Source organism: Mesorhizobium sp. M0045 (assembly GCF_040323385.1).
Lineage (GTDB): Bacteria > Pseudomonadota > Alphaproteobacteria > Rhizobiales > Rhizobiaceae > Mesorhizobium.
On sequence record NZ_JAMYUY010000004.1, the window covers coordinates 236,482 to 253,363 of the forward strand.

Sequence of the window (16,882 nt, forward strand, 5' to 3'; positions counted from 1 at the left end):
CAACCAGCCCATGCAGGAGCTGAACCATGTCCGCTGTCGCCACACGAGCAGATTGCAAACCGCGTCGCCCGGCCGCCGTTACCAGCCTGTCAGAGGCGGCGGCGCTTCGACCCAATCATCGCTGGAAGGTGCTGGGCATCGGCGTCGCCGCCAATGCCTGCTTCTCCGCGACCTTCTCCGGCATTCCGGCTACGGCGGTGTTCCTGCGCTCGGGCTATCATCTCTCCAATGGCGAGCTCGGTCTGGCGCTTGGCCTTCTCGGCTTGGGCGTGGCGCTGAGCGAATTGCCGTGGGGGCTGCTGACCGATCGCTGGGGCGACCGCCGCGTGCTGCTGACCGGGCTTGGCGCAACCGCGGTCTGGCTGCTCGTCATGGCCGCGCTGGTCGTGCCGTCACCAGCCCAAATTCCCGGCATCGCGCTTCTCGCCGCTGCCCTGCTGGTCACCGGATTGCTCGGCGGCAGCGTCAACGGCTCCAGCGGCCGCGCCATCATGGCCTGGTTTGGCGAAGGCGAGCGTGGCTTTGCCATGAGCATCAGGCAGACGGCGGTGCCGCTTGGCGGGGGGCTTGGCGCGCTGGTGCTGCCGTCGCTCGCTTCGGCCCATGGCTTCACGGCGGTCTTCGGATCTCTGGCGGCTGCATCCGCCGTCTCGACCTCACTCGCCTGGCGCTGGCTGCATCAGCCGCCGGCGCACGACCATGCCCATTCGAGCAGCGCGGCAAAGCCGGCCGGCCCGGCACCGCTGCGCAACCCGGCCGTCTGGCGCATTGCGACAGCCATCGGCCTGCTGTGCTTCCCACAGGTGGCCGTGCTCACCTTTGCTTCCGTCTTCCTGCATGATTTTGCCGGCATGGGAACAGCCGTGATCAGCGCCAGCCTGGCTGCCGTGCAGGTCGGCGCCATGGTCATGCGCGTCTGGAGCGGCCGCTACACCGACCGTCACGGCAACCGCCGGTCGTTCCTGCGTCTGTGCAGCATGCTGAGCGTGGCCGCCTTCGCCGTGCTTGCGGCGCTCGTCTTGTTTTCGGCCCAATTCTTGTCAGGCCAAGCGCCGATGCTGTCGCCGGCGATCGCTGCGATGCTCGTCGTGGCCGGCATCTGCGTCTCCTCCTGGCACGGCGTCGCCTACACCGAGCTTGCGACGCTGGCCGGCGCCAGCCAGGCAGGAACGGCGCTCGGCCTTGCCAACAGCCTGGTCTTCATCGCCTTCTTCCTGGTGCCGATCGCAATTCCCGGGCTTCTCGTGCTCTGCTCTTGGGCAGGCGTCTGGCTGGGTGCGGCTATTTGCGCGCTGATCGCCTGGCCGATCTTTCTTCCGCCAACGGACAGCCGCAAAAGCGCCTGACTTCCACACGAGATGGGAAAACAACGTTCTAAGCTGTTAACGCCCCATCAAGGTTAATGCATCATTGTAGCTCTCCAGTGGGGTCCGTGGCGTTTCTGGAGAGTTCCGTGCATCGACGTGTTTTGACGCGGCTTGTCGCCGCCGCCGGTGAGAAAAAGCGTTCCTTCCTGTCTCCGTTCGTTGTTGGCCTTGGCATCTGGATCGGCTTTCCGACGGTCGCTGCCTATCAGGACATGACAAGCCTGGTCTCCGGCCTGGAGGCGCCGAGCGTCCGCTGGAACGCCTATGTCGAGAAATCCGTCGCCGGCTCCGTTCACGCCGCCGAAATGCCCTTCCTCGATTCCAGCAGCACCGGCTCGCTCTCCGGCTCCGGCGTCCAACTGCCCGGCATCGGCGCCGTTTCGTTTCGCGGCAAGGGCGGCATCGCCGGCACGACGCCGGACGAGAACCGCATCACGCGTGCCGACAAGAAGGGCCGCATCATCCAGGTCTCGCCCGTCTCGCCGCCGAAGAACTTCAACGCCGGCTCGATCTTCGAGCGAACCTCCTCGCTGCTGCGCCCAAGCATGGACAGCGGCCTGAGGATGGCCTTCGCCAAGCCCGAGATCAAAGGCAAGGAAATCCAGATCGCCGCCTCCTTCCACACGCGCGTCGACAAGAAGCCGGATTCCGGCGTGCCGGCGATGCTTGCCGCGCTGGTCAACAACGATCATCCCGACGTGCTGGCGACCGCCTATGCCTCGTCGGCCCCCGATTACGCCAAGGCATCGCCTTTCGAGGCCTTGCTGCAGGACCAGGACCCGAACGATGGCCGCTTCATTCCGCCGCTGAGCAAGGGCGATCATTCTTGGATGCAGACGCCGCTGCCGGCGAGCGTCTTTTCCAAACCGGAGCAGGCCTGTCTCGCCAACGGCATCTATTTCGAGGCGCGCGGCGAGTCCGTGCGCGGCCAGGCCGCCGTCGCCCAGGTCATCCTCAACCGTGTCCGCAATCCGGCCTATCCGAACTCGATCTGCGGCGTCGTCTACCAGAACGACAACTGGTTCAACCGCTGTCAGTTTTCCTTCGCCTGCGACGGCAGGAAGAAGCGGATCGACAACCCCGCTGCCTACAAGACCGCCCAGGATGTCGCCATGGCCGTCACAGCCGGCAAGATCTTCATTCCGGAAGTCGGCTCGTCGACCCATTATTACGCCAACTACGTCCATCCGGGCTGGGCGCGGACGATGCAGAAAATGACCAGGATCGGCCTGCATATCTTCTACCGCACCTATGGCGGCGGCTGGAGCTAAGCGCTCTGGCGGCCCTTGCATCTTTCCCGCGAGAGCGGCCGATGGAAGACGCATCGCTGTGGGGATTCGGCCGCAGCCCGCCGGAGACCGCGTCGGGCACGATGTCGCACCCAGGCAAGTAGCTGATTCATAACGAAAAAATACTTGAGCTTGAAGATCCGCCCGTGGCTTGACGGGCGCGGACCCTCTAACTATGTTGCCGGCGACTTTAAGAAGCGGACGGACGGTGACGGTCTGACCGGGCAGGGGGGTTGCGTGGCCGACAAGAATGGGCCAGACGGAACCGGCAAAACCGGCCGCGGCAAGCAGCATGAAGCCGACATCCGCGACGACGATCTTGAGCGCCGCCGGCGCGACCTTGAAGCATCGCTTGCGACAAGGCGGCCGGATCGGCTCGAAGGGAAAGACGACGCGAAAACGGGCAGTGTGGCCGGGTACGGCCAGGCGCTCAAGCTGTCCAGCGAGTTCATCGCCGGGATAGTGGTCGGTGCGGCTCTCGGCTGGTTTATCGATCGCGTGGCGGGGATATTGCCATGGGGTCTGATAGTCGGGCTGCTGCTGGGTTTTGGCGCCGGCGTGCTCAACGTCCTGCGTTCAGCCGGGCTTGTGTCGGAATTCGGGACGGGCGACAAACCGCGCGATCCGAAAGAATGAATTGAGGCGCCGCATGCCGGCGCATTGAACAGAATGCTGAAGCCGTCTGCGGCTTTGATGGGGATTTAAAGTGGCTGCTGACAAGGTCGATCCGATCCACCAGTTCCAGATCCATCCGATCATTCCGATTCACATCGGCGGCTACGACCTGTCTTTCACCAATTCGGCTCTGTTCATGCTTGCGACGGTTGCCGTCGCGGCGGCGTTTCTCTATCTCAGCACATCGAGCCGCAGCCTGGTTCCGGGCCGCCTTCAGTCGGTCTCGGAAATGGCCTATGAATTTGTCGGCAATATGCTGAGGGACGCCGCGGGCACGCAAGGCATGAAGTTCTTCCCCTTCGTGTTCTCGCTATTCATGTTCGTGCTTGTCGCCAACCTGCTTGGCCTGTTCCCGTATTTCTTCACCGTCACCAGCCACATCATCGTCACTTTCGGCCTCGCCGCGCTGGTGATCGGAACGGTCGTCGTCTACGGCTTCACCAAGCACGGCCTTGGCTTCCTGAAACTGTTCGTCCCGCATGGCGTGCCGGTCTACCTGCTGCCGCTGGTGGTGCTGATCGAGGTGATTTCCTTCGTCTCGCGTCCGGTCAGCCTCTCGGTTCGTCTGTTCGCCAACATGCTCGCCGGTCACATCACGCTGAAAGTGTTCTCGGGCTTTGTCGTCAGCCTGAGCGCGCTCGGCGCGGTCGGCGTGGCGGGCTCGGTTTTGCCGCTGGCGATGGCCGTGGCGCTGACGGCGCTGGAGCTGCTGGTCGCGTTCCTGCAGGCCTACGTCTTTGCCGTGCTGACCTGCATGTATCTCAACGACGCCCTGCATCCCGGGCACTAACTAGGTTCCGGCATTGCCGCCGGATCGAATTTGCAACGGAATTTTAGATCCAAAGGAGTTGAACAAATGGACGCAGAAGCAGCAAAGTACATCGGCGCCGGCATCGCATGCCTCGGCATGGGCGGCGCGGGCGTTGGCCTCGGCAACATCTTCGGCAGCTATCTGGCGGGCGCGCTGCGCAACCCGTCGGCCGCCGACGGCCAGTTCGGCCGCCTGATTTTCGGCTTCGCCGTGACCGAAGCGCTGGGTATTTTCTCGCTTCTCATCGCGCTTCTCGCCCTGTTCGGCTGAATATTTGTTCGGCTGAACATTGGGAAGAATAGAACAGGCCGGTCGCGATCCTGCGGCGGGCCTGAATTTCGGGGATAGTCCATGTTCGTGACATCTGCCTTTGCGCAAGAGTCCGCGCCCGCCGCAACGGAAGCCGACACGCACGCCGCCACCGGCGTGCCTGCCGAGGCGCACGGCACGTTCCCGCCATTCAATCCGGCGACGTACCCGTCACAGCTGGTGTGGCTGGCAATCACTTTCGGGCTGTTCTACCTCTTCTTGAAACGGGTAGTGATGCCGCGCGTCGGCGGCATCATCGACGTTCGCAACGACCGCATCACGCAGGATCTCGATCATGCTGCCCGGCTGAAAAGCGAGGCCGATGCCGCCGTTGCCGCCTATGAGCAGGAATTGGCGGAAGCCAAGGGCAAGGCCAATGCGATCGGCCAGCAGGCCAACGATGCGGCCAAGGCGGAAGCCGAAGCTGCCCGCAAGACGATCGAGGCAGCGCTTGACCAGAAGCTTGGCGAGGCCGAGGCGCGTATTTCTTCCATCAAGGCCAATGCCATGAAAGAAGTCGGCGCGATCGCCGAGGACACCGCTTCGGCCATCGTCGAGGCGCTTGTCGGCGGCAAGGCCAGCAAGGCCGAAATCGCGGCCGCGGTCAAATCCGTGGCCGGGTGAGGAGCGCATCATGGACGCCACATCTCTCGCGACGCTTTGGGCAACGGTTGCCCTCGTAATCTTCCTCGGCATCGCCATCTATATCAAGGTGCCGGGCATGATCGCCAAGGCGCTCGATGCGCGGGCCGACAAGATCAGCTCCGAGCTTGAGGAGGCGCGCCGGTTGCGCGAAGAGGCACAGCAGCTGCTTGGCCAATACCAGCGCAAGCGCAAGGAAGCCGAGCAGGAGGCGGCGGCCATCGTTGCCGCCGCCAAGCGCGAAGCCGACATGCTTGCCGCCGAGGCGCACAAGAAGACCGAGGACTATGTCGCCCGGCGCACCGCCTTGGCCGAGCAGAAGATCGGCCAGGCCGAGCGCGAAGCGATCGGCGAAGTGCGCGCCAGCGCTGTCGACATCGCGGTCGAAGCCGCGCGCGCGCTGCTGGCCGGCAAGATCGACACCAAGGCCGGCGCCGACCTGTTCAACGCCTCCCTGCAGGATTTGAAGTCGAAACTGAATTAAGCGACTTCGTCGAGAAATTCATCGAAAGCCGCCTGGGAAACCCGGCGGCTTTTTTGTTGGCGAAAGCGGCAGAGCGCATAATCTCCCCCCTCGAGGGGGAGATGTCGCCGAAGGCGACAGAGGGGGTCGGTACGTCCTGGCGCGACGCCATGTAAGACGAAGAGGAGCTTGGCGCTTCACGCGCGGCGACCCCCTCTGGCCTGCCGGCCATCTCCCCCTCGAGGGGGGAGATTACGCGCCTAGCCGCTTTCGCCAATCTCAATCCAAACCCGAAAAACTCTCTTCCTCCAGCACCTCGGTGCCGCCGAACCGGAACGGCGCGAAGGAGGCGCGGTGCAGCCGCGCCACCGGCCCGTGCAGATCGATCGCCGTGCGATGGCGCACAGTGGCGTAGCCCATATGCAGTTCGAAGCCGTAACGCGCATGATGGCTGCCGCAGCCGCACATCATGCGGTCGCGCAACACCTTGGCGACGATCGAGGCTGCGGCGATTGACTGCGAGCGCTGGTCGCCCTTGATCAGCGCTGTGCCCTCGCAGGGCAGGCCGGGCGGCACGTCGCGGCCGTCGGCCAGTGCCAGCTTCGGCCGGATTGACAGGCCGGCCACTGCACGGCGCATCGCCTCCAGGCTGGCCTTGAGAATGTTGGAGGCATCGATGCCTTCGGCACTGACCGAGGCCATCGACACGGCGAGTGCGGAGCCGAGGATTTTCATGAACAGCGCCTCACGCTGCAAATGCGTCAGCCGCTTGGAATCATCGAGACCGTCGGGGATGTTGGCGGGATCGAGCACCACCGCTGCCGCCACCACCGGGCCGGCGAGTGGGCCGCGGCCGGCTTCGTCCATCCCCGCCACCGGCCAAAGGCCTTCGGCCATCGCTCTCGTCTCGAACGAGAAGTCGGGTTTCTCGACGATTTCGAAGAGAAGCGGAGAATCGGAACGCGGGCGAGCCATGGTGCGGCGAGGTTCGCATCGGCTCCGATTCTCCGCAAGTCCCCTCCGGGTCGGGCGGGGCACCGGACCAGGAGGGGGCTACCGTCTGCAAGCCCGGGGACAGGACAGGCCGGACGGGATTTTCGCCTGCTGCGGCCGCTTCAAAGCGGCTGGCGCGAGACGCTTTGTCACAGCAGCATCAGCTGCTCGGTTGCCTTGGCAGCGGGGACGAACTGGTCGGTCCTGAGCGAGCGCCGTTCGGCATTGAGGCCGAGCCGTTTGGCGGCGATCTCGAAACGCCGGCCAATCTGCCAGGCATAGGGGCCGGAGCCTTTCATGCGCTTGCCCCATTCCGAATCGTAGTCCTTGCCGTCGCGCATCGAACGGATCAGCGACATGACGTGGCGATAGCGGTCGGGATAGTGGCGCAGCAGCCAGTCCTTGAAGATCGGCGCGACCTCCAGCGGCAGGCGCAGCAGCACATAGCCGGCTTCACGCGCGCCCGCTGCCTGCGCCGAATCGAGGATGCGCTCCATTTCCGGGTCGGTCAGTCCGGGGATGATAGGCGCGACCATCACCGAGGCCGGAATGCCGGCGTCCGAAAGCTGTCTGATCGCCTCCAGCCGCTTGGTCGGCGTCGACGCGCGCGGCTCCATCGTTCTGGCCAGCATCCTGTCCAATGTCGTCACCGACAGCGCCACCTTGGCCAACCCGCGCTCGGCCATGCGCGACAGAATGTCGATATCGCGGGTCACCAGTGCCGATTTGGTGACGATGCCGACCGGATGGCCGCGCGCCTCCAGCACTTCGAGGATCTCACGCATGATCCGGTATTGCTTCTCTATCGGCTGATAGGGATCGGTGTTGGTGCCTATGGCGATGGTGCGCGGCTGGTAGTTATCCCTGGACAATTCCTTGTCGAGCAACCGCGCCGCATCCGGCTTGGCAAACAGCTTCGATTCGAAATCCAGCCCCGGCGACAGGCCCATGAAGCTGTGCGTCGGCCGCGCGAAACAATAGACGCAGCCATGTTCGCAGCCGCGATAGGGATTGATCGAGCGGTCGAAGGAGATATCGGGCGATTCGTTGCGGGTGATGATGGTGCGCGGCTTCTCGACCTGTACCTCGGTCTTGAAGGGCGGCAGCTCCTCCAGCGAATTCCAGCCGTCATCGAACACATGCCGGCTGACCGGCTCGAAACGGCCGGACGGATTGATGCCCGCCGACCGGCCGCGATTGCGGTCCGGACGGACGCGCATGCCGCTCTGCTCGATCATCGCATTCGCCATCTCGGCCCTGCCAGCGCCGAAGGCGGCAATGTCGGCACGCACGATCTGTTCCATTTTGGCCCTTTCCCAGGGACTGTCCGCCCGCTGTCGAATCGCTCTGCTCATGAATGTATTCCTATCGCGTCGACTAGAACAAAGCAAGAACTTTCTCGCGGCGTGCCGCAAAAACTGGCGCTGCCCACCGCTTTCCGCTATTCGGCTAAATATGCTCAGCGTCCTGATCGAAACCCTGAATGACGAGGAGGGCCTGGCCCGCACGCTCGCCTCGCTGATCGGCGGCGCGGTCGAAGGCGTGGTGCGCGACGTTCTCGTCTGCGACACCGGCTCGACCGATCAGACGCACCGCGTCGCCGAACATGCCGGCTGCCACTATGTCAGTGGCGGCATCGCTGCGGGCATCAGGCAGGCCAAGGGCGACTGGCTGCTCTTGCTGGAACCGGGCGCGCGGCTGGGGGAGGGCTGGATCGACGAGGTCGTCGCCCATACCGCCAGACAAACCATGGCGGCGCGATTTTCGCGGGCACGCGGCAGCCGCGCGCCCTTCCTGTCACGCGTCTTTGCCGGAAATCGCGCTCTCGCCGAAGGCTTGGTGATCAGCAAGCGTCAGGCCGCCGCGCTGTCTAAGAGCGCCCGCAGCGCCGAAGCGATCGCCCGCGGCCTGGCGACAAGAAGGCTCCACGCCCAGATCTGGGTGGCGCCGCGGAAGTGACGGCTTACCATCCCGGGCCGAGGGAATGCCGCCTAAGCAAATTTTCTGGCGGGTCGTCGCTTATTGTGCATTGCACAAAATCTGGCCGGGGGTTACCTTCCCTGCGAAACGGGCGAATGGGTTTGGGGTGTGCCGGAGCGGCGGCGACGACTATCGTCGATGCTGTTCCCTCGACATTTGAGGACCCCGATGACCCTTTCAAGCCCCGACAAGTCCGGCGCTGCAAGCCTCGAGGCGATCGCACGCAACGGCGGTACGCTGCGCCGCATCGCCGCCCGCATCCCGACCTATCTTTCCGACCTTCGGGAGAATCCGGCATGGCTGCCGATGTTCATGCTGGCCCGCACCATGCCGGCGCGGCGCCTGCACTGGCGCGGTGCAAAGCCCGTTCCGCCGGCGCGCAATGTCGGTGAAACGATGTTCGCCGGCGTCGATCGTGATGCCGTCGTCGGCGCGCTGCGCACGGAAGGGCTCTATTCGGGCCTGATGCTGCCGGCCGCCATCCATGAGGAGATCGCCCGCTTCGCCGAGCGCACGCCATGCTTCGGCAATTTCGACCGCCGGCTGGAATTCCTGCCCGAAAAACACGCCGATGCCGAAAAGCATTTCGGCCGCCCGCTGCTCAGCGGTCACTATTTCGAACGGGTCCTCGACTGCAACGCTGCGGTCGCCGTGCAGCGCGATCCGCTGCTTCTCGATATCGCAGCGCACTATCTCGGCAGCCAGGCCAAGCTGATCACCACCCGCGTTTGGTGGAGCTTTCCGACCGGTGGCGTCTCGGACGCCGACAAGAACATGGCCTCGCTCGGCAAATACCATTTCGACCTCGACGACTGGCGCATGTTGAAGTTTTTCTTCTACCTGGTGCCGGTCGACAACGACACCGGGCCGCATGTCTATGTCCGCGGCTCCCACAACCGGCGCATCCTGAAGCACCAGCTGACGCTGCTGGTAGGCCATTCGGCGGAAGAGGTGCTGGGCGTGTACGGCGAGCAGAGCCCGGTAACGCTGACCGGGCAGGCCGGCCTCGGCTTTGTCGAGGACCCGTTCGGCTTCCATATGGGCACCGTGCCGACGCGCACCCCGCGGCTGATGATGGAGGTCGGCTTCGGCGTGTCGCCGCCCTCGCGCCGCCGTTTTCACGGCGAGCCGGTCATTCGCTAAACCGAGGTCGCTTGGCTGACACCTTGGCTCGCCTCAGCCGCGCCGCAAATGCTCGTCCAGCCGCGGCATGATCTCGACGAAGTTGCAGGGCATGTGCCGGTAGTCGAGCTGGGGCTTCAAGATACCGTCCCAGGCGTCCTTGCAGGCGCCGGGCGAGCCCGGCAGCACGAAGACGAAGGTGGCGTTGACGACGCCACCGGTTGCCCGGCTCTGGATCGTCGAGGTGCCGATCTTGTCGTAGGAGATGCGGTGGAACACTTCGGAAAAGCCGTCCATGCGCTTTTCGAAGATCGGCTCCAGCGCTTCCGGCGTCACGTCGCGGCCGGTGAAGCCGGTGCCGCCGGTGGTGATGACGACATCGATCGCTTCGTCCCTTGACCAACCCAGGACCTTGTCGCGGATCTTGTCGCGGTCGTCGGTGACGATGTCGCGGGCGGCGAGGATGTGGCCGGCCTCGGCAATACGGTCGGCCAGCGTCTGCCCGGATTTGTCGTCGACGAGGCTGCGCGTATCGGAAACGGTCAGTACCGCGATGCGCACGGGAACGAAGGGGCGGCTCTCGTCAATCCTGGCCATAGGCCTCAGCCTCCGATGTCATGCTTCGCGTCGCCGCGACAAACCAGTCTGGATGGCGGCCGCGAATATCGACGGCCGCGCGCTTGGCCACATTGCCGGTCTCGAACAGCCCGAAGCAGGTGGCGCCGGAACCCGACATCCTGGCAAAACCGGCTCCGGCCTTGTTAAGCACGGAAAGCGCCTTGCCGATGGCGGGCTGGATTGCACGCGCCGCAGGCTCGAGATCGTTGCGGGTGATCTCCAGCCAGTTGCGGATGCTGTGGAAGTCGAGGCTGTGCGGCAGCGGCGGCAGCCCCGCATTGTCGCGGCGGCCAAGCGCCTCGAACACGTCGGCCGTCGAGACGGCAGTGCCGGGATTGACGAGCACCAAACCCAGCGCCGGGAAACCCGGCACGAGCGTCAGCTCGTCGCCGACGCCGCGGGCTATCAGCGGCTTGGCTGCGAGGCACATCGGCACGTCGGCGCCGAGCGACAGGCCGATCCGCGCCAGTTCGGCATCGTCGACATCAAGTCCCCAGGTCTGGACCAGGGCACGCAGCACAGCCGCCGCGTCGCTCGATCCGCCGCCGACACCGGACGCGACCGGCAGGTTCTTTTCGAGCCGGATGGCGACAGCCGGCGCGTGTTGGGAACCGGCCTCGCGACGCAGTGCGTCGCGCGCTCTCACCACCAGATTATTGTCGTCGACCGGCACCGCGGAGGCGTATTTGCCGGACACGGAAAACCCATCGCTGTCGGCAAGTTCTGTGTCGATGCGGTCGCCGAAGCGCGTGAACACAGCCAGGCTTTCGATCATGTGATAACCGTCGGCGCGCCGGCCGGTGACGTGCAGCGCGAGATTTATCTTGGCGTGCGCATGCAATGCCCGGACGCTGGACTCGGCGTTCATGGGCTCGGCCGCGAGGGGGACGACGGTCAATCCTTGGCCAGACGGTATTCGCCGGTCTTCGGATCCTTGACCAGTGTTCCCATGGTGCCGTTGGCCGTCTGCTTTTCGGCCCGACGTACCTTGGCGGTCACCCGCTCGGCTTCCCTGACGAAGGAGCGGTAGCCGAAATAGGCGGCAATGCCGACGACGGCGAAGAAAATGATCTGCGGCATGTCAAACTCCTCCCTCGCAAGGCCGGCAAGGCCGCCGGTCGGGTCGGTTGATGATTTATGCTAGACGCTTTCACCGGCTTTTCAAAGCCCGAAGCGCGCCCACAGCGCGCGCTCTTCCGCCGCATCGATGACGCCGCTTACCGCGGCGGCAGCGATGTCGGGCGCCGACAAGCTCGAGCCGAACAGGCCGAAGCGGCCGAACAGGCCGCGCGGCGCGGTGATCAGCTTGAGCTGGGTTTTCGGCCCGAAACGGCTCTTCAGCACGCTGCGCATGTCGCCGAGCGCATCGACCAGCCCGAGTTCAAGCCCCTTCTTGGCCGTCCAGAACAGGCCTGTGAACAGGTCGGGATCGTCCTTGAGCTTGCTGCCGCGCCTGTCCTTGACGAGGTCGATGAAGGTCTCGTGGACCTCCAGTTGCAGCGCCTTCAGGCGCTCGACGTCCTCCTTCTTTTCCGGTTTGAACGGGTCGAGCACCGCCTTGTTCTGGCCGGCGGTGTGGACGCGGCGCTCGACGCCGATCTTCTTCAACAGCTCCGGAAAGCCGAACGAGGCCGACACCACACCGATCGAGCCGACGATGGAGGACGGGTCGGCAAAGATCTCGTCGCCCGCGACCGCAATCATGTAGCCGCCCGATGCCGCCACGTCCTCGACGAAAACCAGGACTTTCTTGTTCTTCTCGCTCGCCAGGTCGCGGATGCGCCTGAAGATCAGCCGCGACTGCACCGGCGAGCCCCCTGGCGAATTGATCGAGATGGCGACCGCCGGCGCATCGAAGGAAAACAGCTTTTCGAGAAGACCGGCGGTGGAAGCGAGCGACAGGCTCGGCCGGAACTGGCCGCCGCCGGGCATGATCGTGCCGTGCAGCCGGATGACCGGAATGGTGACGACGGTGGAGCGCCAGGATTTCGGCAGCAGGCGGTTGAAAAGGCGTTTCACGAGGGGGCGGTCTCCGGTCGATTTGCTTGAGGCATGTAGGAATTCGCCGGCCAACGGCAATGCCGTCACCCCGGCAATCAGAATGGATCAGTCTCCGAACAGCGACGCCAGCCCGTTATTGATCAGCTCTGCCCGCTCCGAAGGGCCATTGCCTGAGTAGGCATGCAGCATCAGCGGTGGCTGGATCGACAGCTTGCCGCGTGCGCCGAGTGCTGCCCGGACGACGATGCGGATCGCTGCCGCCTCGGGGCGAGGATGGACGGCCAGCATCTCGGCGTCGCCGAAGCGGCCGGCAACGGCATCGAGGATGGCGCCGAGCTGTTCCGGCCGGGCGATGACGGCCAGCCCGCCGCCCGGCCTCACCACCGCGGCCGCGCTGCGGATCCAGCTGTCGAACAATCCATCCTCCGAGACATGCGCGGCCTTTCTCAGCGGATCGGGCGTCGCGCGATCCTCGGCGGCATTGAACGGCGGGTTCATGATGACGAAATCGAAGCTGTTGTCCTCGAGGCCGGCGGCCGTTCGCGCCCGGCCCGACAGCGCGACATCGGCGACGAGCACCGAGGCGCGGTCGCTGAGATGCGCATTGCCGGGATGGGCAAGCGTGGTGGTGGCGAAGGCCGCCATTTCCGGGGAACGCTCGACAAGCACGGCCGCGGCAGCGGGGCAGCGCGACAGCACCGCCAGGCCGGCGGCACCGGCACCCGCACCAAAGTCGGCCAGCCGCCCGGCGAAGGAGGACGGCACGGCAGCCGCCAGCATCATCGCATCCATGCCGGCGCGGTGGCCCGCCTTTCTCGGCTGCACCAGCCAGAAGCGACCACGATGGAAGGCATCGACCGTGTGAGCCGGCATGTCCGGAACAAGGGCAGCGGGCGACGCGGACATTATTTTTGGCGGATCTCGTTGGCGATGCCGGCATCCGTCAGGATGCGCCGTGCCGCATCGGCCTTGTCGGCGTCCACCATGACACGGCGGGGCAGGATGCCGATCGAGCCGTCGAGCACGCTCATGTTCTGGTCGGCGACGAAACAGCCGATACCGGCATCGCGCATCAGCGATTCGACAAACGAAATGATGACAGCGTCGTTGGTGCGGATGAGCTCTATCATCGGATGAAACTCGCAGTTTGCGGCGTTGATGTAAACGTAGGCGTGATCATGTACCAGAGCCGGCGCGCCAATTCGCCTCTTGCCGCACCGGTGGGTGACACCCTAGAGTCTGTCCAGGGACCATGTTGCCGTCGTGCATATCGAGGTTGGGAGTTTTGCCGTGGGTGTCGTTCTCAACATTGAAAACGGGAAGCGCGAAGCCGCCTCGATAAAGGACCTCATCGACCTGACCGCGGCCGACATGGGGCGCGTCAACAAATTGATCCTGTCGAAGGCCGGCTCCGATGTCGAGATGATCCCGGAGATTGCCAACCATCTGATCTCATCCGGCGGCAAACGGCTGCGGCCGATGCTGACGCTCGCCGCCGCCCAGATGTTCGGCTATTCCGGCGACGGCCATGTCAAGCTCGCCACATCGGTCGAATTCATGCACACCGCGACACTTCTCCACGACGACGTTGTCGACGAAAGCGGCATGCGGCGCGGCAAGAAGACGGCGCGCATGATCTGGGGCAACCAGGCCAGTGTTCTGGTCGGCGATTTCCTGCTCGGCCAGGCCTTTCGCATGATGGTCGATGTCGCCTCGCTGGAAGCGCTCGACATCCTGTCGAGTGCGGCCTCGGTGATCGCCGAAGGCGAGGTGATGCAGCTTGCCGCCGCCAAGAACCTCGAAACCACCGAGGACGAGCATTTCGCCGTGATCAAGGCCAAGACCGCGGCGCTGTTCTCAGCCGCCGCCGAGGTCGGCCCTGTCATCGCCCAGGCGACGCGCAACGATCGCGCAGCACTCCGCTTCTACGGCATGAATCTCGGCCTTGCTTTCCAGCTGATCGACGACGCGCTTGATTATGGCGGCACCAGCAAGGATCTCGGCAAGAATGTCGGCGACGATTTCCGCGAGGGCAAGGTAACGCTGCCGGTGATCCTCGCCTATCGGCGCGGCACCAAGGCCGAGCGCAGCTTCTGGAAACGCGCCATCGAGGACAATGCCGCCGACGATGCCGGGCTGGAAAAGGCAATCGGCCTGATGCTCCGCCACGGGGCGATTGCCGACACCATCGGGCGCGCCCGCCATTTCGGCGAAATCGCCCGTGACGCGCTGGCGCCGCTCGAAGCGACGCCGCAGAAGTCTGCACTGATCGACGTCATCGATTTCTGCATCAGCCGGGTGAATTGACAGCCATCGGCGCCGCGACGCCGGGGAGGGGCCGTTCTCATCGCGCCTTTGCCGGAAGAGCCATTGCTGCGAGCAGGCTGGCGGCGATGCCCGCCGCCGCGAACCAGAAGGCGACCTGGATGCCGTCGGCGACGGCAATTTTCAACGCATCGCCGGACAATTCGCCGATTTGGCTGTTCGCAATCGCGATCAGCACGGCCATGCCGATGGCGTTGCCGACATTGAGTGTCGTCGAAGCCATGCCCGAGGCGACGCCTTGCTGATCGTGGGCAACGCCGGAAGCGGCGGCAATCCACATTGCGGTCCAGACGATGCCTTGTCCGACGCCGGAGACGATCAGGCCGGGTACGAGGGACAGATAGCTGCTCTCCGCGGTTGCGCCTGATACCATCAATGCAGTGCCGACCGCGCCGACGATCATGCCGCCGACCAGCGTGCTGCGCGTCGAAAAGCGCGTCGCCAGACGCTCGCCGGCTTGCGTGCCGGTGGCGATGGCGACCGACGGCACGAGAAAGGCGAGGCCCGTCTGCAAGGCGGTGAAACCGTGCACGTTCTGCAGCAGCACGGTGAGGAAGTAGGGCAGCGCTCCGAAGGTCGCCATGTAGAGGAAGGTTATCGTCATGCCGGCGACGAGGCTGCGGTTGTAAAACAGGCGCAGCGGCATCAGCGGATCGGCGCTCTTCGCCTCGATCATCGTGAAGGCGATCAGGAAGAATGCCGCCAGTGCTGCGCTGACGATGATTGCGGTCGATCCCCAGCCATATTCAGGCCCCTGAACCAGGGTGAAGACAAGCAAGGTCGCGCCGGCGGTGACGGTCAGCGCGCCCGGCAGATCGAAGCTGCGCTGTTCGTGCCGCTTGCGATCGCGCGGGATGATGGCGAAAGCCGCGATGATGGCGATCCCGGCCAGCAGCACGTTGACGTAGAAGACCGACGGCCAGCCGAAGGCGCTGGTCAGAAACCCGCCGGCAAGCGAACCGAGCGTCAGGCCACTGGCGCCTGCGCCGCCCCAGACGGCGAGCGCCCGGTTGCGTTCCGGTCCTTCGGCGAACAGACGGTTGATCAGCGACAGCGTCGCCGGAAACAGGAATGCGGCGCCGATGCCTTGTACCGCGCGTGCCGCAATGATGATTTCCGGTGACCATGCCAGGCCGCCGACAAGCGAAGAAAGCGCGTAGAGCCAGAGTGCGAAGATGAAGACGCGGCGCTGGCCGATCAGGTCGGCGGCCCGGCCGCCGAACAGCAGGAAGCCGCCGGTAAAGACCGTGTAGGCGCTCACCACCCATTGCAGGGTCTGACCGGAAAATCCGAGGCCGGCGCCGATCTCCGGCAGGGCCACGAAGACGATGTTGAGGTCGAGCGAGATGATGAGCTGCGCGAAGGCGAGCAGCGCCAGCGTTACGCCGCGCTTCACACCGGTCGTCCCTTGCGCTGCGATTGCGCCGAGCGGCGCGCCTTGATCCAGTGAACTCATGTCGGGCTCCTTGTCGACAATTGTTTTATGATCGACAAAGAATTGAGATTTGCAATGCGAAGTCAAGCGGATTATTTGTTGATCGACAAAAATTGGAGGTCGCAATGGCGGGAAGGCCAAGGGAGTTCGACCGCGACCGGGCGCTGGAGAAAGCCCGGGACGCTTTCTGGAGACGTGGCTACGAGGGCACCTCGATGGCCGATCTCGTTTCGGCGCTTGGCCTCGCATCGGCGCGCATCTATGCCGCATTCGGCTCGAAGGAGGATCTGTTTCGCGAAGCGGTGGCACTTTACGAGGCCAATGAGGGCGGCTTTGCCACGCGCGCGCTGCAGGAAGAACCAAACGTCCGGCGCGTCATCGAGCGCATGCTTCGCGACGCCGTCGAAATCTATACGCGGCCGGGGCAGCCGCAGGGCTGCATGGTGGTGACGGCCGCCACCAATTGCGCCGTCGAAAACGACGCCGTGCAGCAATGGCTGGCGGAGCACCGGCTGGCGCGTACCGCATCGATCGTCGAGCGATTGAAGCAAGCGCTGCGCGATGGCGAATTGAAGCCGGGTACCGACGCCGAGACGTTGGGTGATTATTACGCCACGCTGATGCACGGCCTTTCGGTGCAGGCACGCGACGGCGTGCCGAAAAAGCGGCTGCACGATCTTGTCACCGTCGCCATGCAGGCGCTCGACGCAATCCTTTCGCAAACGTCCTGAGTTCCGGGCCGTGACGCCGGTTTCCCATTGCCGGATTGTCGCAATGCGGTCGTGCGACCTCTTTCGGCATGGTTTATTAATTGCTTGACCCGATTGTGAATTCGGGCCGGGTTGATGCGTG

General features: G+C 64.6%; 20 protein-coding genes. 11 read left to right on the plus strand and 9 right to left on the minus strand.

The features are described from left to right. Positions 1-26: 26 nt before the first annotated feature. From NKJ72_RS08420 to NKJ72_RS08450, 7 genes are all read left to right on the plus strand, one after another. On the plus strand, positions 27-1,346 hold the full coding sequence (locus NKJ72_RS08420; RefSeq protein ID WP_352476627.1) for an MFS transporter: 1,320 nt from the start codon (positions 27-29) through the stop codon (positions 1,344-1,346). Positions 1,347-1,453: 107 nt separating this feature from the next. Further along, a complete protein-coding gene (locus NKJ72_RS08425) occupies positions 1,454-2,638 on the plus strand; it encodes a cell wall hydrolase (protein WP_352476628.1) in 1,185 nt (394 codons plus the stop codon). 255 nt (positions 2,639-2,893) lie between these two features. Further along, positions 2,894-3,292: an AtpZ/AtpI family protein gene (locus NKJ72_RS08430; RefSeq protein WP_352476775.1), complete on the plus strand. Its 399-nt coding sequence runs from the start codon at positions 2,894-2,896 to the stop codon at positions 3,290-3,292. A 70-nt stretch (positions 3,293-3,362) separates the two neighbouring features. Then, positions 3,363-4,121, plus strand: coding sequence for a F0F1 ATP synthase subunit A (locus NKJ72_RS08435; protein ID WP_352476629.1), 759 nt, complete (start codon positions 3,363-3,365; stop codon positions 4,119-4,121). A 66-nt stretch (positions 4,122-4,187) separates the two neighbouring features. Further along, complete coding sequence (locus tag NKJ72_RS08440) at positions 4,188-4,412, plus strand: F0F1 ATP synthase subunit C (RefSeq protein WP_254820421.1); 225 nt, start codon at positions 4,188-4,190, stop codon at positions 4,410-4,412. Between the two features lie 81 nt (positions 4,413-4,493). Continuing rightward, positions 4,494-5,075 (plus strand): F0F1 ATP synthase subunit B, encoded by a 582-nt coding sequence (locus tag NKJ72_RS08445; RefSeq protein ID WP_254820422.1) that lies wholly within the window; start codon positions 4,494-4,496, stop codon positions 5,073-5,075. Positions 5,076-5,085: 10 nt separating this feature from the next. Beyond that, entirely contained in the window at positions 5,086-5,577 is a 492-nt protein-coding gene (locus NKJ72_RS08450) for a F0F1 ATP synthase subunit B (RefSeq protein ID WP_352476630.1), read from the plus strand. A gap of 258 nt (positions 5,578-5,835) precedes the next feature. Here NKJ72_RS08450 and rnhB read toward each other — a convergent pair whose 3' ends face one another. Both rnhB and NKJ72_RS08460 read right to left on the minus strand, forming a co-directional pair. Next, on the minus strand, positions 5,836-6,531 hold the full coding sequence (rnhB, locus tag NKJ72_RS08455) for a ribonuclease HII (RefSeq protein ID WP_352476631.1): 696 nt from the start codon (positions 6,529-6,531) through the stop codon (positions 5,836-5,838). A gap of 167 nt (positions 6,532-6,698) precedes the next feature. Further along, positions 6,699-7,853 (minus strand): PA0069 family radical SAM protein, encoded by a 1,155-nt coding sequence (locus NKJ72_RS08460; protein WP_254818651.1) that lies wholly within the window; start codon positions 7,851-7,853, stop codon positions 6,699-6,701. A 151-nt stretch (positions 7,854-8,004) separates the two neighbouring features. Between NKJ72_RS08460 and NKJ72_RS08465 the strand changes: the two genes are divergently transcribed. Beyond that, a complete protein-coding gene (locus tag NKJ72_RS08465) occupies positions 8,005-8,508 on the plus strand; it encodes a glycosyltransferase (RefSeq protein ID WP_352476632.1) in 504 nt (167 codons plus the stop codon). A 189-nt stretch (positions 8,509-8,697) separates the two neighbouring features. Then, on the plus strand, positions 8,698-9,672 hold the full coding sequence (locus NKJ72_RS08470) for a phytanoyl-CoA dioxygenase family protein (RefSeq protein WP_352476633.1): 975 nt from the start codon (positions 8,698-8,700) through the stop codon (positions 9,670-9,672). Between the two features lie 33 nt (positions 9,673-9,705). On the opposite strand, the gene moaB is transcribed toward NKJ72_RS08470, so the two are convergent. The 6 genes from moaB to NKJ72_RS08500 form a co-directional block, all read right to left on the minus strand. After that, entirely contained in the window at positions 9,706-10,248 is a 543-nt protein-coding gene (gene moaB, locus NKJ72_RS08475) for a molybdenum cofactor biosynthesis protein B (protein WP_352476634.1), read from the minus strand. After that, positions 10,235-11,137, minus strand: a complete 903-nt coding sequence (locus tag NKJ72_RS08480) for a 4-(cytidine 5'-diphospho)-2-C-methyl-D-erythritol kinase (RefSeq protein ID WP_352476635.1) — start codon at positions 11,135-11,137, stop codon at positions 10,235-10,237. The genes moaB and NKJ72_RS08480 overlap by 14 nt, the downstream gene beginning before the upstream one ends. Before the next feature lie 26 nt (positions 11,138-11,163). Next, complete coding sequence (locus tag NKJ72_RS08485) at positions 11,164-11,349, minus strand: hypothetical protein (protein WP_292665400.1); 186 nt, start codon at positions 11,347-11,349, stop codon at positions 11,164-11,166. An 81-nt stretch (positions 11,350-11,430) separates the two neighbouring features. Beyond that, positions 11,431-12,288, minus strand: a complete 858-nt coding sequence (locus NKJ72_RS08490) for a S49 family peptidase (protein WP_352476636.1) — start codon at positions 12,286-12,288, stop codon at positions 11,431-11,433. Between the two features lie 87 nt (positions 12,289-12,375). Beyond that, positions 12,376-13,176, minus strand: coding sequence for a tRNA1(Val) (adenine(37)-N6)-methyltransferase (locus tag NKJ72_RS08495; protein ID WP_254818408.1), 801 nt, complete (start codon positions 13,174-13,176; stop codon positions 12,376-12,378). Beyond that, on the minus strand, positions 13,176-13,400 hold the full coding sequence (locus tag NKJ72_RS08500) for a putative signal transducing protein (protein ID WP_023674082.1): 225 nt from the start codon (positions 13,398-13,400) through the stop codon (positions 13,176-13,178). The genes NKJ72_RS08495 and NKJ72_RS08500 overlap by 1 nt, the downstream gene beginning before the upstream one ends. Positions 13,401-13,560: 160 nt before the next feature. On the opposite strand from NKJ72_RS08500, the gene NKJ72_RS08505 reads away from it, so the two are divergent. After that, positions 13,561-14,577, plus strand: coding sequence for a polyprenyl synthetase family protein (locus NKJ72_RS08505; RefSeq protein ID WP_352476637.1), 1,017 nt, complete (start codon positions 13,561-13,563; stop codon positions 14,575-14,577). Between the two features lie 37 nt (positions 14,578-14,614). Here the strand turns inward: NKJ72_RS08505 and NKJ72_RS08510 are convergent, their stop codons facing one another. Next, complete coding sequence (locus NKJ72_RS08510) at positions 14,615-16,051, minus strand: MFS transporter (protein WP_352476638.1); 1,437 nt, start codon at positions 16,049-16,051, stop codon at positions 14,615-14,617. Positions 16,052-16,155: 104 nt separating this feature from the next. Here NKJ72_RS08510 and NKJ72_RS08515 point away from each other — a divergent pair, with 104 nt between their 5' ends. Beyond that, the gene (locus tag NKJ72_RS08515) at positions 16,156-16,761 is read left to right on the plus strand and encodes a TetR/AcrR family transcriptional regulator (protein WP_352476639.1); all 606 of its coding nucleotides are present in this window, start codon (positions 16,156-16,158) and stop codon (positions 16,759-16,761) included. The last annotated feature ends 121 nt before the right edge of the window (positions 16,762-16,882 follow it).